Origin of the sequence: Pseudomonas sp. Q12-87, from assembly GCF_001269755.1 — a bacterium.
Classification (GTDB): Bacteria; Pseudomonadota; Gammaproteobacteria; order Pseudomonadales; family Pseudomonadaceae; genus Aquipseudomonas; species Aquipseudomonas fluorescens_S.
On sequence record NZ_LHVI01000036.1, the window covers coordinates 16,826 to 33,445 of the forward strand.

At 61.9% G+C, this 16,620-nt stretch carries 13 protein-coding genes; 1 reads left to right on the forward strand and 12 read right to left on the reverse strand.

What is annotated here, in order from left to right; translation table 11 throughout:
- Positions 1-377: 377 nt before the first annotated feature.
- Positions 378-719 carry a DUF6124 family protein gene (locus AD663_RS26035; protein ID WP_053214775.1) on the forward strand — a complete coding sequence of 114 codons (342 nt, stop codon included), beginning with the start codon at positions 378-380 and terminating at the stop codon, positions 717-719.
- Positions 720-893: 174 nt separating this feature from the next.
- Here the strand turns inward: AD663_RS26035 and mdoH are convergent, their stop codons facing one another.
- From mdoH to AD663_RS26095, 12 genes are all read right to left on the reverse strand, one after another.
- Positions 894-3,464 (reverse strand): glucans biosynthesis glucosyltransferase MdoH, encoded by a 2,571-nt coding sequence (gene mdoH, locus AD663_RS26040; protein WP_003186690.1) that lies wholly within the window; start codon positions 3,462-3,464, stop codon positions 894-896.
- On the reverse strand, positions 3,457-5,196 hold the full coding sequence (locus tag AD663_RS26045; RefSeq protein ID WP_371261247.1) for a glucan biosynthesis protein G: 1,740 nt from the start codon (positions 5,194-5,196) through the stop codon (positions 3,457-3,459). The genes mdoH and AD663_RS26045 overlap by 8 nt, the downstream gene beginning before the upstream one ends.
- A 350-nt stretch (positions 5,197-5,546) precedes the next feature.
- On the reverse strand, positions 5,547-5,984 hold the full coding sequence (gene dtd / locus AD663_RS26050) for a D-aminoacyl-tRNA deacylase (RefSeq protein WP_003186693.1): 438 nt from the start codon (positions 5,982-5,984) through the stop codon (positions 5,547-5,549).
- Complete coding sequence (gene pip, locus AD663_RS26055) at positions 5,981-6,952, reverse strand: prolyl aminopeptidase (RefSeq protein ID WP_003186695.1); 972 nt, start codon at positions 6,950-6,952, stop codon at positions 5,981-5,983. Before pip ends, dtd begins: the two co-directional genes overlap by 4 nt.
- Positions 6,953-7,057: 105 nt before the next feature.
- Positions 7,058-7,969, reverse strand: a complete 912-nt coding sequence (locus tag AD663_RS26060; protein WP_053214854.1) for an alpha/beta hydrolase — start codon at positions 7,967-7,969, stop codon at positions 7,058-7,060.
- A gap of 164 nt (positions 7,970-8,133) precedes the next feature.
- On the reverse strand, positions 8,134-9,081 hold the full coding sequence (locus tag AD663_RS26065) for a choline ABC transporter substrate-binding protein (protein WP_053214776.1): 948 nt from the start codon (positions 9,079-9,081) through the stop codon (positions 8,134-8,136).
- 261 nt (positions 9,082-9,342) lie between these two features.
- Positions 9,343-10,146, reverse strand: a complete 804-nt coding sequence (gene hutG, locus AD663_RS26070) for an N-formylglutamate deformylase (protein ID WP_053214777.1) — start codon at positions 10,144-10,146, stop codon at positions 9,343-9,345.
- 11 nt (positions 10,147-10,157) lie between these two features.
- The gene (hutI, locus tag AD663_RS26075; protein ID WP_053214778.1) at positions 10,158-11,360 is read right to left on the reverse strand and encodes an imidazolonepropionase; all 1,203 of its coding nucleotides are present in this window, start codon (positions 11,358-11,360) and stop codon (positions 10,158-10,160) included.
- Between the two features lie 216 nt (positions 11,361-11,576).
- Positions 11,577-13,109: a histidine ammonia-lyase gene (gene hutH, locus AD663_RS26080; protein WP_003186702.1), complete on the reverse strand. Its 1,533-nt coding sequence runs from the start codon at positions 13,107-13,109 to the stop codon at positions 11,577-11,579.
- Between the two features lie 116 nt (positions 13,110-13,225).
- Positions 13,226-14,749, reverse strand: a complete 1,524-nt coding sequence (gene hutH, locus AD663_RS26085) for a histidine ammonia-lyase (RefSeq protein ID WP_053214779.1) — start codon at positions 14,747-14,749, stop codon at positions 13,226-13,228.
- Between the two features lie 141 nt (positions 14,750-14,890).
- Positions 14,891-15,721, reverse strand: a complete 831-nt coding sequence (locus AD663_RS26090; RefSeq protein WP_003186704.1) for a glycine betaine/L-proline ABC transporter ATP-binding protein — start codon at positions 15,719-15,721, stop codon at positions 14,891-14,893.
- Positions 15,718-16,569, reverse strand: coding sequence for a proline/glycine betaine ABC transporter permease (locus tag AD663_RS26095; RefSeq protein WP_003186705.1), 852 nt, complete (start codon positions 16,567-16,569; stop codon positions 15,718-15,720). The genes AD663_RS26090 and AD663_RS26095 overlap by 4 nt, the downstream gene beginning before the upstream one ends.
- Positions 16,570-16,620 lie beyond the last annotated feature (51 nt).

Sequence of the window (16,620 nt, forward strand, 5' to 3'; positions counted from 1 at the left end):
ACCCTAAGTAGCCGTTACCTAAATAACGGATATACACACGAAATTTGCCCTTCAGCACAGGGCTACACAGCCTTGCGCCATTGCCTACAACTACGCCAGAATCCGCCGGCTTGTGCGCCTTGGGCCTGGGCTCTAACGTTTGCGGGTCGCTGTCAGTTCAGCGATCGGGTTTAGCAGCCTGGACAATCCTAGACGCACGCTCTCCACATACGTGAGCAGGCTTTCGAGCCTTGCACAGTTATGTCATGGCGGTTGTGCGTGGGAGACCTACGGGTCTGCCGGGTTCTAGGGTCCCGGTCTGCTAACCCGCGTACAGTCGCCACCCTTCTCGTTTAGCAGCGAAATCTGGCGGCTCCACTACCCTAGGAGCGTCAACCATGTTCAAGGCCACACCCAACCCACCAGAACCCGAAACCGACCCCAAGAAACTCCAGGAAGCCACCGACCGCGCGCTCGATTTCTACCTCAAACCCAAACAGCCCCAATCCGAGAACGAACAGCCGCAGGGGCCGCTCTTTACCGTCGTGAACGGCATCGACACCGAAAGCCTCCTAGCCAACCTCAGCGAAACCCTGGCCTCAGCCGATGCCATGGTCAGCGACCTGGCATTCGACCTGGAAGGCTCACGACGCCATGTAGCCCTTGGCATCCAGCAACTGATCGAGCTAAGCGGCTTGCTGGCGAACCGGGTGCTGGATAACGTCAACACACCAGCCTGACCGCACCACACAATGTGGCGAGGGAGCTTGCTCCCGCTCGGCCGCGCAGCGGACGCCAAAAAGCGAGGGCGGCTGCGCCCCCCAGCGGGAGCAAGCTCCCTCGCCACAGGTCGTGTTCACAACAGCGCCCAACAAAAAGCCCCGCTTCCTTTCAGAAGCGGGGCTTTTTGTGTATCAGGCCAGTTGAGGCTGTACGCCCACGGGCTGAAGCGGTAGCAATGGCGCGTGAGGGTCAGCCTTTACCGACTCACGCCACGCCGCCAGCCACTCCGGATGTGCCTCGGCCCAGACCTGCTCATGCAGGCGGGACAGGGCCACCGGATCGCTCAGCAGCGCCAGGCGCTCGGCATTGTTGAGACCGGCAGGGCCAGCCTTCAAGGCGTGACGAACACGTTCGACCCGCAGCCATTCAATCGGCTCGGCCTTGCCGTGACGCGAAGTGGCCAATGCGTATGCCAAGGCGTTCTGTTGTGGATCGACCACCGCCCGGATGAAGCCGTCATTCAGCGCGTGCCAACGGTTTTCATGGGTGTACTGGTCCGTCGACAACAATTCCTGTGGCGGTGCGTATTCCTCGGGAATCAGGAACAGGCTTTCATCACGGGACTTCAAGCCCAGGCCAACGCGGCTGGAGATGACCGACACCGGGATCGACAGTATCAGCGACCCGACGATCGGCACCAGCCACCACAGGAAGCTGGGGTTCAGCCAGATCACCAGCAAGGCCCAGAAGAAGCCCAGCAGGGTTTGCGGACCGTGGCGCTTGGCCGCTTCGCTCCATGGTGTGGAATCGTCATCGCGTTTCGGCGAGTTCCAGGTCGCGGCCCAGCCCAGGAACGCGGCGAGCACGAAACGGGTGTGGAAGATCATCCGCACCGGCGCCAGCAACATGGAGAACAACATCTCCAGCAGCATCGACAGCGTCACCTTGAACTTGCCGCCAAACTCCTTCGCACCCTTGGCCCAGATCAGCACGATGCTCAACAGCTTGGGCAGGAACAGCAGGACAATGGTGGTCGAGAACAGGGCGATGGCCTTGTCCGGATGCCATTGCGGCCACAACGGATAAAGCTGGCGCGGTTCAAGGAAGTACTGCGGCTCCATCAGCGTATTCACCGCCAGCAGCGCGGTGGACAGCACCAGGAAGAAGAACCACAACGGTGCCGACAGATAAGACATCACGCCCGTCAGGAACACTGCACGGTGCACCGGGTGCATGCCCTTGACCAGGAACAGGCGGAAGTTCATCAGGTTACCGTGGCACCAGCGACGGTCACGTTTGAGTTCGTCCAGCAGGTTTGGCGGCAGTTCTTCGTAGCTGCCCGGCAGGTCGTAGGCAATCCAGACGCCCCAGCCAGCCCGACGCATCAACGCCGCCTCGACGAAGTCGTGGGACAGGATTGCCCCGGAGAACGCTCCTTTACCCGGCAACGGCGCCAAGGCGCAGTGGTCGATGAACGGCTTCATGCGAATGATTGCGTTGTGGCCCCAGTAGTGGGATTCGCCCAACTGCCAGAAGTGCAGGCCCGCAGTAAACAGCGGACCGTATACCCGTGTGGCGAACTGCTGCATGCGTGCATACAGCGTGTCCATGCCCGAGGCACGTGGCGCGGTCTGGATGATGCCGGCGTCCGGCGTGGCTTCCATCAGGCGCACCAGGCTGGTCAGGCATGTACCGCTCATGACGCTGTCGGCGTCGAGCACGACCATGTACTTGTAGTCGCTGCCCCAGCGACGGCAGAAGTCGTCGAGGTTACCGCTCTTGCGTTTCACACGGCGGCGACGGCGGCGATAGAAGATCTTGCCGAAGCCCCCGGTTTCCCGGCAGACATCCAGCCAGGCCTGCTGTTCGGCGACGCAGATATCGGTTTCGTTACTGTCGCTGAGGACAAAGAAGTCGAAGCGATCCAGGTCGCCAGTGGCGGCCACCGACTCGAAGGTCGCGCGCAGGCCGGCGAAAACCCGCGGCACGTCTTCGTTGCAGATCGGCATCACCAACGCGGTGCGGGCCTCTTTGGGAATCGGCTCGTTACCGGCGCTGGCACCGGAAATGCGGTATTTGTCATGACCGGTGAGCAGTTCCAGGAAGCCCATCAGCGCGGTCCAGAAACCCGCCGACACCCAGCAGAACAGGATCCCGAACAGAATCAGGATGCTGGTTTGCAAGGCATAGGGCAGCACTTGGGTGGCGGTTTGCAGCAGCGGCTGATGCAGGACTTCGTCCAGGTCGACGAACGACCAGCCCTGGTACGGCATTATGCCTTTCATGTACCAGCCGGCGACGATGGTCTGGCCGAGCATCAGGATCAGCAGGATGTAGCGACGGGTCGAACCGACGGTACGCCAGCGTGCATGGGGCAGCACGCGTTCATCCTTGGGCGGTTTCGGCGGGTTGGTGCGACCGGTCAGGCGCCGCCAGGCGCGCACCAGGATATTGGTGCGCCAGGGCTCCGGCACGACCTTGGTCCGGCGAATCGGCGGAGTCGCCTTCAGGCACACGCGGCCATTGGCATCGACCGCCAGCATTTCGGCGTCCTCGAGCTCTTCGGCAGTGCTCAGGGTCAAGCGACGACCCACCGAGGCTTGTGCCGCCTCGGCAGGAGCGTCGAAAGTCGAAGACGAAAGGCGCTCGTGCAACTCACTGAAGGACGAGCAGCCCGCCAGTTCGGCGCGCTGCTGGTCGGTCATGGGCAAATGGGCCAGGTACTCGCTGAGCGTCTCTGGCTGTACTGGAGTATTACTCATCGGCTGGCAACTGATAGCTCCAGGTCTCGGTCAGGACTTGTTCAGTCGGTTCCGGTTCCTGCTGGGTTGGGGTCGGTTCAACAGCGGCGTCCGCCGCCTTGACGGCCTTGGCGTCGTCTTTCGCTTTTTCGTTCGCGAGTTCTTTTTCGGTCTGCTGCCGGGCGACTTTATCGGCCTTGGCCAGGGTCGTGGTCACGGAGTGCGAGGCGGCCGGGGCTTCGACAGGCGTCAATGGGCGGACCAGCGCCGCGCGCATTTCAGTGGCCTGTTTCGAGTCCTTGATCTTCAGGCGCAGGGTCAGGCGCCAGCCCTTGGTTTCAGGGTTGTAGCGCACACTATTCTCGACGATCTCGCCGTTTTCGCCGATGCTCACCTGGCTACGCACATCGGCGTCTTCCGGCAGGGCTTGCAGCGAAGGTCCTTCGAAATCCACCAGGTAGGCGACGCTGCCGTCCGGCTGGCGAATCAGGTTGGACTGCTTCACGTCGCCAGTGGAACGCAGGGTCTGCTTGACCCAGGCACTGTCCGGCGAATGCAGGCTGGCTTCGTCGAGGGTCCAGTGCAGGCGGTAGCTGAAGTCCAGCGGCTGGCCTGGCTCAGGCAGTTTTTCCGGGCTCCAGAACGCAACGATGTTGTCGTTGGTTTCGTCAGCGGTCGGAATTTCTACCAGGTCGACGGTGCCCTTGCCCCAATCGCCTTTCGGTTCGATCCAGGCACTTGGACGCTTGTCGTAGCGGTCGTCGAGGTCTTCGTAGTGGCTGAAATCGCGGCCGCGTTGCAGCAGGCCGAAACCGCGCGGGTTTTCCACCGAGAAGTTGCTCACGGCCAGGTGTTTTGGATTGTTCAGCGGACGCCAGATCCATTCGCCATTGCCGGCATGGATCGACAGGCCGCTGGAATCATGCAGTTCGCGACGGTAGTTCAGCACCTTGGATGGTTGGTTGGCGCCGAACAGGTACATGCTGGTCAACGGGGCAACGCCGAGCTTGGTGACGCGATCACGCAGGAACATGCGCGACTTCACGTCGACAACGGTATCGGTACCCGGACGCAGGGTCAGGCGATAGGCGCCGGTGGCCCGTGGCGAATCCAGCAGGGCGAAGATCACCAGATGCTTGTCGGTCGGTTTCGGGCGCTGGATCCAGAATTCGCGGAAACGTGGGAATTCTTCACCGGATGGCAACGCGGTATCGATGGCCATGCCACGGGCGGACAAACCGTAGGTCTGGCCCTTGCCGATGACGCGGAAGTAGCTCGCGCCCAGCATGGTCATGATTTCGTCCTGTTTGTCGGCCTTGTTGATCGGGTACAACACGCGGAAACCCGCGTAGCCCAACTGCTCAGTGGCCTTTGGATCGAATTTCACATCGTCGAAATCAAAGCGCGAAGGGTCGTACTTGATCTCTTCGACGGTCGTCGCGGTGATTTCGTTGATTTTCACCGGCGTGTCGAAATGCATGCCCTGGTGATAGAAGGACAGCCTGAAAGGCGTCTTCTGGTCGGCCCATTCGGCTTTTTCGGTGCGGAAACGGATTTTTTGATAGTCAGCGAATTTCATTTCGCGGAATTCGTTCGGCAGATTGCTGCGCGGGGCTTCGTATTTTTGCCCGGCCAGTTCTTGAGCCTTCGCCGATACATCATCCAGGCTGAATGCCCACAGTTGGCCCGCGCCGAACAGGCAAAACAGGGCCGAGCCCGCTACCAGAGCGTTTCTAAACCGTTTGGCAGTCATTTTTGGTGCATTACAGGGACTAACAATCACGAGCAACCCTCGCCGAAAACAGATCAAAAAACCAACGGCCAGATAAAGTATCTGCAAGGTATCGGCATTGAAAAACCGATCTTGCGGAACACTCTTGCCAAGTTGGCGAGCATTGTTCCGACTCCTATGGGACAAAATGATTCCCCAAAGGGTCCAGGACAAGTCTCTACCTAAGTCAAATGGACCAGCGGACGCTGATCCCCCGTAGCGCGCGATTATCTAGTAGGCCGCGTGACAACGCATCAGGCGTAGCAAAGTATTTATCGAGAAAACTCCCTGTTTAGCCTCGAAACAGAACCGAAAAGTTGTTTCAAACGCTTTCAGGCCTGTAACAGGAAGGTTACCGGGCCGTCGTTGACCAGATGCACTTGCATGTTGGCGCCGAATCTACCTGATGCCACAGTGCCATGCACCTGTTTCGCCTGGTTTACGAGATAGTCGAACAACTCCTCGCCCAAGGCCGGAGGTGCGGCCGTCGAAAAGCTGGGGCGCAAACCGCTTTTGGTGTCCGCCGCCAGGGTGAACTGCGACACCAGCAGCAACCCACCGCCTACATCCGCCAAGGACAGGTTCATCTTGTCGTCGGCGTCACTGAATACCCGATAGTTAAGCAGTTTATGCAGGAGTTTGTCGGCGATGGCCCGGGTATCCCCAGGCTCGACTGCCACCAGCACCAGCAGGCCCTGGTCTATGGCGCCGACGATTTCGCCCGACACTTCGACCCGGGCGCCACTGACCCGTTGCAGCAGCCCCTTCATGCTTCTTCGGGCGGCAGGTCGAGCAGGCGCCGGGCCATTTGCGCTGCGGCGCGCACCAGTGCATCGGTAATGCCTGGCTCCGAGGCGGCGTGGCCGGCGTCGCGGATCACTTGCAGTTCACTGTTGGGCCAGTTCTGGTGCAATTCCCAGGCATTGTCCAGCGGACAGATAACGTCGTAGCGACCGTGCACGATGACGCCCGGCAGATGGGCGATCTTGCCCATGTCGCGAATCAGCTGGTTCGGCTGGAGGAAAGCGTTGTTGGTGAAGTAGTGGCATTCGATCCGGGCGATCGACAACGCGCGCTGCGGCTCGGAGAAGCGGTCGACCACCAGCGGGTTCGGGCGCAGGGTCGCGGTCCGGCCTTCCCAGGTGGACCAGGCCTTGGCCGCGTGCATCTGGGCGATCTGGTCGTTACCGGTCAGGCGCTTGTGGAAGGCGCTGAGCAGGTCGTCGCGTTCGTCCAGCGGGATCGGCGCGATATAGTCCTGCCAGTAGTCGGGAAACAGGCGACTGGCACCGGCCTGGTAGAACCACTCGATTTCCTGCGGGCGGCAAAGAAAGATCCCCCGCAGGATCAGGCCGTGTACCCGCTCCGGGTGGGTCTGGGCGTAGGCCAGGGCCAGGGTCGAACCCCAGGAACCGCCAAACAGCACCCATTTCTCGATGCCAAGGTGCTTGCGGATACGCTCCAGGTCTTCGACCAGATCCCAGGTGGTGTTGTTTTCCAGGCTGGCATGGGGGGTGGAGCGACCACAGCCACGCTGGTCGAAGGTGACGATGCGGTACAGGTTCGGATCGAAGTAGCGACGACTCTGCGCATCGCAGCCGGCACCCGGGCCGCCGTGAATGAACACCACCGGCAAGCCTTCCGGGGAGCCGCTTTCATCGACATAGAGCGTGTGGGTGTCATCGACAGCCAGATCGTGCCGGGCATGGGGTTTGATCTGCGGGTACAAAGTCTGCATTGCGCGCTCCGTAAGGGGTCGAGTCATCCCTGTGGGGACTTCTATTTAGTCTGCCGTCCGGCATCATAAACCCGAACGACATCAATGAGCATGTCCCCTGCGCAGTCAAAGCGTGTCAGCCAGGTACGCCAGCAGTGTGCGATACATCTGATCGACCTCGCGCACCTGGCCCCGCGCCCGTAGACAACCGTGGACCAGGCCTTCGCCAACATACAACACAGCGCCTGCTCCTGCGGCGTTCAGCCGCTCGCTGTAGAGCACGCCGTCATCGCGCAACGGATCCCATTGCGCCACGCCAATCCATGCCGGCGGCAGGCCGCTCAGGTTATCGGCCAGCAGCGGCATGGCGCCGGGCGACAAGGGGGCGTCGCCCAGATATAGCCGGTGATAGTCGTCAAGGTCGCGGCTGCTTAATAGAGGCGCATCGGCGCATTCACGGCGCGACGGCAGATGGGCCGGGCCACCAAGGGCTGGATAAATCAGCACCTGGGCCCGAGGCAACGTTTGCCCGGCATCGCGCAAGGCCAGGCATAACGCGGCAGCAAGATTGCCACCGGCACTGTCCCCCGCCACCAGCCGACGACGCGGGTCGATGGCAAAGGGCAAACTTGCCAGATGCCGCCACACCGCGAGGCAATCGTCCAGAGCGGCCGGAAACGGATGCTCCGGGGCCAGCCGATAATCCACCGCCACGACCAGCGCACCAAGAGTGGCGGCCAGTTCCATGCAGATGAAGTCGTGGGAGTCCAGGTCCCCCACCACCCAGCCGCCACCGTGCAAGTAGAGGATGCACGGCCAGCCTGGGAGCGGTGCCGCCGTTCGCGGGTGATAGGCCCGCACCGCCACAGCGGCCAGCTCGAAGTCCTCGACCACCAGCGTCTGCGGACGAGGCGGCGTGAACGCCCGGCACATCTGGCTGTAGGCCTGGCGCATGCCGGCGAGGCTGTCGTCCGGGCTGCTGAAGCTCAGGGTTTTGGCGATGAAGGCTGACATTGCCTGGGAGAGTGGATAAGCCATTGTGGTTTTGCCCATGGGCTTAAAGGAAACGGCTCAGAAGCTTTTGTGGCGAGGGAGCTTGCTCCCGCTGGGCTGCGCAGCGGCCCCAAAATTTTGCGAGCGCTACGCACTCGAGCGGGAGCAAGCTCCCTCGCCACATAGATCTGCGATGCCACTAAGCTGCATCAAGGCTTGAGGCTGGCCTGGACCGCCGCTACGCCATCCTTGCCATCGAAGCTGGTCACACCGGCCAGCCAACGCTGGAGATCTTCGGGGTGGTCGCGCAGCCATTGCCGGGCGACGTCCTGAGGCGTCTTGCGCTCCATGATCGGCACCATCAACTGGCTTTCCTGGGCTGCGGTGAAGGTCAGGTTTTCCAGCAACCGGTTTACGTTCGGGCAACGCTGGGCGTAGTCCGGCGCGGTCACGGTGGAGACGGTTGCGGCGCCTTCGTTCGGACCGTAGACGTCTTCGCTGCCGGTCAGGTAGCTGATGTTCATGTTGATGTTCATCGGGTGTGGGGTCCAGCCGACGAAAACCACGAACTCCTTGCGATTCACCGCCCGCTGCACCGCGGCGAGCATGCCCGCCTCACCGGATTCGATCAGCTTGAAGTCCTTGAGGCCGAAGTGGTTGGTCTCGATCATGGTCTTGATGGTGGTATTGGCCCCACTCCCAGGCTCAATGCCGTAGATCTTGCCACCCAGCTGATCCTTGAACCGCGCGATGTCGGCAAAGGTCTTGAGCCCTGCGGCAGCCACATAGTCGGGTACCGCCAATGTCGCCTGGGCATCGGCCAGGCTTGGCTTGTCCAATACCTTCACTTGGTTGGCGGCCAGGAATGGCGCGATGTTCTTGTCCATCGCCGGTTTCCAGTAGCCCAGGAAGATGTCGAGGCGCTTGTCGCGGATGCCGGCAAAGATGATCTGCTGCACGGCGCTGGTCTGCTTGCTGTCGTAGCCCAGCCCGGTGAGCAGCACATCGGCCATGCCGCTGGTGGCGATCACGTCAGTCCAGTTGACCACGCCCATGCGCACGGCCTGGCAGGACGCCGGCTCAGCGGCCATAGCCCCGGCGCTCATTAATGCAGTACCACAGAGGAACGACAGACAGCGTTTGAACAGTCTTTTCATCGCGAGGGTCTCGTGCGGCAGCGGATTATTGTGAGCCGGTGTCTTGGTGCACCGTGCCACAGACATTACGCAGCGCCGAGGGAGTGGAAGTGACCTGTGGCGACCCGGTTTTGCACGGTGGCGACAGGTTGATTGCGGTGAAGGCTGTTGTGGCGAGGGCGCTTGCTCCCGCTGGGCTGCGCAGCGGCCCCAAGATTTTGCGAGCGCTACGCACTCGAGCGGGAGCAAGCTCCCTCGCCACAACAGCTGCCTCGCCACAAATTAGTGTTTGTAGGTCTGCCGCCCCCACGCCAACAAGCCTTCGAGCAACGCCTTGAGTACCACCTGCGTCGGTTCCGCCAGGTCGGCGCGGTAGTTGAACGGTTCGAACTCTTCCATATAGGTGCTCTGGCACAGTTCCAGCTGCACGGCGTGGATGTCTTCAGCCGGATTGCCATAGTGCCGCGTGATGTGCCCGCCTTTGAAGCGCCCGTTGAGCACATGGGTGTACGCGCCGTGACGCGCACAAATGGCTTCGAGCTGGCTGGCCAGCGCCGGGTCGCAACTGGCGCCGTTGAATGTACCGAGGTTGAAGTCCGGCAGCTTGCCGTCGAACAGGTGCGGGATCACCGAGCGGATCGAATGCGCATCGAACAGCAAGGCATAGCCGAACTCAGCCTTGAGCCGCGCCAGTTCCTGCTGCAAGGCTTGGTGGTACGGCATCCAGACCTGTTGTAGATAAGTCGCCCGCTCCTCAACCGACGGCTCCAGCCCTTCGCGAAACAACGGCACGCCATCGAACAAGGTCGCCGGGTACAAGCCGGTGGTGGCGCCGACGTACATTGGTTTGTCATCGGCGGGACGGTTCAGATCGACGACGAACCGTGAATACTCGGCAGCCAAGGTGCTGGCGCCCAGTTCAGCAGCGAACTCATAAAGCCTGGGGATGTGCCAGTCGGTGTCCGGCAGGCTCTGGGCCTCGGGGATCAGCCCGGCCTGCACCGCCGGCGTCAGGCGCAGCCCGGCGTGGGGCATGCTGATCAGCATCGGCACGCGCCCTTGCTTGAAATTCAGGACCTTTTCCACAAGTGTTCTCCTCAATCGACTTCAACGCCGTGACGCACGACGCGTTTTTCCAGGTCACCACCGAGCCAGTAAGACAGGTCGGCCGGCCGGTCGATGTGCCAGGCGACAAAATCCGCCACCTTGCCGGCCTCCAGCGAACCGTGGGTAGCCGCCATGCCCAAGGCCTGGGCCGCGTGGATTGTCGCACCGGCCAAGGCTTCTTCAGGCGTCATCCGGAAACACGTGCAAGCCATGTTCAACATCAAGCGCAGCGACAACGCCGGCGACGTCCCGGGGTTGAGGTCGCTGGCCACGGCGATTTTCACGCCGTGCTTGCGCAAGGCGTCCATGGGCGGCAGTTGGGTTTCACGCAGGAAATAGAACGCGCCCGGCAGCAACACCGCCACCGTGCCGGATTCGGCCATGGCCCTGGCATCGTCCTCGGTCATGAATTCCAAGTGATCGGCCGACAGCGCCTGGTACCGCGCCGCCAGGCTTGAGCCGTGCAGCGACGACAGTTGCTCGGCGTGCAGCTTCACCGGCAGCCCCAATCGTTGCGCGGTGATGAACACCCGCTCGACCTGCGCCGGAGAAAACGCCAGGTATTCGCAAAAGGCATCTACCGCGTCCACCAAGCCTTCGGCCGCCAGGGCCGGGAGCATCTCGCAGCAGATATGCTCAATGTAGTCATCAGCGCGATCAGCGTATTCCGGCGGCAAGGCGTGGGCTGCCAGGCAGGTGCTGCGCACGCTGACCGGCAACTCGGCGCCGAGGCGACGGATGACACGCAGGATCTTGCGCTCGCTTGTCAGGTCCAGGCCGTAGCCGGACTTGATTTCAACCGTGGTTACGCCGTCACGCATCAGGCTTTTCAGGCGCTTGGCGGCGCTGGCGAACAACTCGTCTTCACTGGCAGCGCGGGTGGCGCGCACGGTACTGGCGATGCCGCCGCCGGCTGCGGCGATTTCGGCGTAGCTGGCGCCTTGCAGGCGCTGTTCGAATTCACCGCTGCGGTTACCGCCAAACACGCTGTGGGTGTGACAATCGATCAGCCCCGGCGTGACCCAGGCGCCCTTGAGATCGTTGACCGCCGGGTAGTCGCCCGTCGGCAGCTCGGTACGCGGACCGATCCATTGAATGTGCTCGCCTTGGGTGACGATGGCGGCGTCTTCGATGATCGAGTAGACGCCCTGGGCCATGGTGGCGGCGTGGCAGTTTTGCCAGAGGGTTTTCATCCCGGTTTCCTCGAATTATTCATGTTCGTATCGCGAGCAGGCTCGCTCCCACATGGAACGCGCAAGACTTGTGGGAGCGGGCTTGCTCGCGAAGACGGTGGCAGATTTTGCATTGATGCAAGCTGATCCACCGCTTTCGCGAGCAGGCTCGCTCCCACAGGGGTTTTGAGTACAGCAGAAAACCTTGTGGGAGCGAGCTTGCTCGCGATGAGGCCCTTACAGGCTCGGCAACAATTGCGCCGTGACCAGCTCGTTCAGGCAACGACTGGCCAACAGTTCAGTGGCTGCGTTGATGTCCGGCGCAAAGAACCGGTCCTTTTCATAAAACGGCACTTCTGCCCGCAAGAGAGCACGGACCTGTTCCAGCTTCGAGGAAGTCTTCAAGCCGCCCCGCAGGTCCAAGCCTTGGCAAGCCGCCAGCCATTCAACCGCCAGGATCCCACGGGTGTTCTCGGCCATTTCCCACAGGCGCTTGCCAGCGGCTGGGGCCATGGAGACGTGGTCCTCCTGGTTGGCGGACGTTGGCAGGCTGTCCACCGAATGAGGATGGGACAGCGCCTTGTTTTCGCTGGCCAGTGCGGCGGCAGTGACCTGAGCGATCATGAAGCCGGAGTTCACCCCGCCATTGGCCACCAGGAACGGCGGCAGTTGCGACATGTGCTTGTCCATCATTAACGAAATCCGGCGTTCGCTCAGGGAGCCGATCTCGGCAATCGCCAACGCCATGTTGTCGGCGGCCATGGCCACCGGTTCGGCGTGGAAGTTGCCGCCGGAGATCACGTCGCCCTCGGCGGCGAATACCAGCGGGTTATCCGACACCGCGTTGGCTTCGATCACCAGCACTTCGGCGGCCTGGCGGAACTGGGTCAGGCAGGCGCCCATCACTTGCGGCTGGCAGCGCAGGGAGTACGGGTCTTGGACTTTGTCGCAGTTCTGGTGCGAATCGGACACTTCGCTGCGCTCGCCCAGCAGCTCGCGGTAAGCGGCGGCGGCATCGATCTGGCCTTTCTGGCCGCGTGCGGCATGGATGCGTGCATCGAACGGCGAGCGCGAACCGAGCACCGCTTCCACCGTCAGGCTGCCCAGGGCCAGGGCGCCGGCGAACAGGTCTTCGCCTTCAAACAGGCCACGCAAGGCAAACGCGGTGGATACCTGGGTGCCGTTGAGCAGCGCCAGGCCTTCTTTCGCCGCCAGGGTCAGCGGCGCGAGGCCGGCCACTTTCAGTGCGTCGACCGCCGGCAGCCATTCGCCTTTGTAGCGGGCCTTGCCTTCGCCCAGCAGCACCAGGGACATGTGGGCCAGCGGCGCGAGGTCGCCGGAAGCGCCGACCGAACCTTTCAGCGGGATATGCGGGTAGACCTCGGCATTGATCAGCGCGATCAGCGCATCGATCACCTGCCGACGGATGCCGGAAAATCCGCGGCTCAGGCTGTTGACCTTGAGCACCATGACCAGGCGCACCAATGCATCGCTGATCGGTTCGCCCACGCCGGCGGCATGGGACAACACCAGGGAGCGCTGCAGGTTTTCCAAGTCTTCGCTGGCGATGCGGGTCGAGGCCAGCAGGCCGAAACCGGTGTTGATGCCGTAGGCGGTGCGGTTCTCGGCGAGAATCTGTTCCACGCAGGCGACGCTGGCTTCGATCTGCGCCGAGGCGCTGGCGTCGAGACTGAGGGTCACCGGCTGTTGGTAGATGTCACGCAATTGAGCCAGGCTCAGTTGGCCGGGGATCAGGTTCAAGGCAGTCATTTATTGCTCCTTTTGAGAGTTTTGTTGTTTAACCCGTCAGTCGCTCCGGAATGTTCCGTTATCCGTCACCCGCGCTTTTTGAGCGATGGCGCCTTGGCACGCTGACGCTTTTTTGATCAATTCAAATTCGGTAACACGCTGCGCAGCAGATTGGGGTCCTTGAGGACTTCGGCGGCACTGGCAATATCCGGCGCCAACCAGCGATCCTGGTCATAAGCCGGAACGCGCTGACGCAATAGTTTCCAGGCGATATCGGTGCCGGCGCCGAAGCGCTGCGTTTTAAGAAATTCAAACGCCTGGGCCGCCAGCAGATATTCGATGGCGAGGATCTGCGTGCAGTTTTCCAATGCCCTGTGCAGCTTGAGCGCGGCGTTGGTGCCCATGCTCAGATGATCTTCCTGCAGGCCCGAGGTGACGAAGTTGTCGAGCACGGCCGGTTGCGCCAGCTGGCGATTTTCTGCACACAACGACGCCGCCACGTATTGCACGATCATCATCCCCGAATTCACCCCAGGATTGGCCACCAGGAAGGCCGGCAAGCCGCTGACATGAGGATTGATCAGGCGATCGAGACGGCGCTCGGCGATGGAGCCGATCTCGGCCATGGCAATCGCCAGCAGATCAGCCGCCATCGCCACCGATTGGCCGTGGGGATTGGCCTGGGACATGACACGGAAATTTTCCGGCGTACCCAGCAACAGCGGGTTATCGGTGGCGGCGTTGAGTTCGGTTTCGATCTGCTGCCGCGCGTGGGCCAGCTGATCGCGAGCGGCGCCATGCACCTGGGGAATCGAGCGAATGCTCAAGGCATCCTGGGTGCGAATGCCCAGGCTTGAAGCGATGACTTCGCTGCCGTCCAGCAGGGCCCGCAAGTTGACCCCGACCTGTTGCATGCCCGGATGCGGCTTGAGGGCGATGATCTCGGCATCGAACGCGGCGATCTGCCCGCGCTGGGCTTCGAAACTCATGGCGCCGATTACATCGGCCCATTGGAGCAGTCGCGTGGCATCGGCCAGGGCCAGGCAGCTGAGACCGGTCATGCACGGCGTACCGTTGACCAGGCACAAACCGTCCTTGGCACCCAGCTGTACCGCTTGCAGGCCTTCGGCGGCCAGGGCCTGTTGTGCCGACACGATTTGCCCACGATAGCTGACGTTGCCCACGCCCAGCAGCGCGATGCTGATGTGGGCCATGTGGGTCAGGTAACCCACCGATCCCTGGGACGGCACTTGTGGCGTGATGCCCTGGTTGAGCAGCGCCAACAGGGCTTCCACTACCCGGCGATGAATGCCGGACTTGCCCTGGCTGTAGTTGAGGATGGCGGCGCAGAGAATCGCCCGGACCTGCTCATCGGCCAGCGGCGCGCCGACGCCACAGGCATGGCTGAGTAAGGTGTTGCGCGACAGTTGGCTGAGCTGTTCGTCCTTGAGCGAGACATTGCACAGGGCCCCCAGGCCGGTGTTGACGCCATAGGCGCGCTCGCCGCTTTCGACGATGCGCTGCACGATGGCCTGGGCATTGTCGATCCGCGCCCAGGCCTGGGCCGACAGCTCGAGCACCGCGCCGAAGCGGGCGACGGCGACCACATCCTGCCAACGTAACGGGGCGTCGGCGATTACGATTTTTTCAGCCTGGGACATCTTCAACCTCATGCTTGCAACCTGAACATAGATGCAGCTTTGCCGACGCCTTCGCGAGCAAGCCCGCTCCCACAGGGGTACGCATTCCAATGTGGGAGCGGGCTTGCTCGCGAAGAGGCCAGTCCAGTCACCCAAAAAACCTCAAACCACCGCTGCCCTTCGCTGCACAAACCGATCAACATATTCATCCGCCGGCGAGTGCAGGATTTCCCGGGGGGTGCCGACCTGGATCAGCTTGCCGTCCTTGAGAATCGCGATGCGGTTGCCGATGCGCACGGCCTCGTCGAGGTCGTGGGTGATGAAGACGATGGTCTTGTGCAAGGTCTTTTGCAGCTCCAGCAACTGATCCTGCATTTCGGCGCGGATCAGCGGGTCGAGGGCGCTGAAGGCTTCGTCCATCAGGATGATGTCGGTGTCCGCCGCCAGGGCACGGGCCAGGCCCACACGCTGACGCATGCCGCCGGAAAGTTGGTGCGGATATTTATTCTCGTAGCCTTTCAACCCCACGGTGTTGATCCAGTGCAGCGCTCGTTCGGCGCACACCTGCTTGCTCTCACCGCGCACTTTCAAGCCGTAGGCGACGTTGTCCAGCACGCTTTTATGCGGCAGCAGGCCGAAGCTCTGGAACACCATGCTGATCTTGTGCCGGCGAAATTCGCGCAACGCGTCCATGTCCAGTTTCAGGATGTCTTCACCGTCCACCAGGATCGCGCCGCTGGTAGGGTCGATCAGTCGGTTGAAATGGCGCACCAGGGTGGACTTGCCGGAACCGGACAAGCCCATGATCACGAAAATCTCGCCGGTGCCGATGCTCAGCGACAAATCGTTTACGCCGACCACGCAGCCGGTTTCGGCCAGCACCTGATCCTTGGTCTTGTTCTGGTGGATCAGCGCCAAGGCTTCCTTGGAGCGATTGCCGAAAATCTTGAAGACGTTCTTCACTTCGATCTTGCTGATGGCTGCGTTGCTCATTTGCTCACCTCATGCCGAGGACGACCATAGGCCTGGGTAATGCGGTCGATGACCACGGCGAGGATCACGATGGCCAGGCCGGCTTCCAGGCCGCGTCCGACGTTGAGGGTCTGGATGCCCACCAGCACGTCCTCGCCCAGGCCACGGGCGCCGATCATCGAGGCGATCACCACCATCGACAGGGCCATCATGGTGGTCTGGTTGATCCCGGCCATGATGCTCGGCAGGGCCAGCGGCAGTTGCACGCCGAACAGCTGTTGCCAGCGGTTGGCGCCGAAGGCGTTGATGGCTTCCATCACTTCGCCGTCCACTTGGCGAATGCCCAGGTCGGTCAGGCGAATCAAGGGTGGCGCGGCGTAGATCACCGTGGCGAAAATCGCCGGGACCTTGCCCAGGCCGAACAGCATCAACACCGGAATCAGGTACACGAAGCTTGGCATGGTCTGCATGATGTCCAGCAACGGCATCAGCACCGAACGCAGGCGATTGCTGCGCGCCGAAAGAATGCCCAGGGGAATGCCGATCAACACTGAAATCAGCGTCGCGACCAGCATCAGCGCGAGGGTCTGCATCAGTTTGTCCCACAGGCCCACCGCGCCCACCAGAAACAGCAGGCCGACGATCACCGCCGTGGCCACGACCTTGCGGGTGGCATGCCAGGCGATGCCGCCGACGATGGCCAGCATCAACCACCAGGGGGCCATGCGCAGCAGGCCTTCGAGGTTGACGATGGCCCACAGCAGCGTGTCGGATATCTGCCGGAACACATCGCCATAGTTGGTCACCAGAGCGTCGACCCAACCGTTGACCCAGTCGGCGATGGAGAAGGTAAAACTTTCGGGAAACATAAGAGACTCTCGATCAAGTGGATGCGGTGAACGTCCCGACCAGCCCCACGG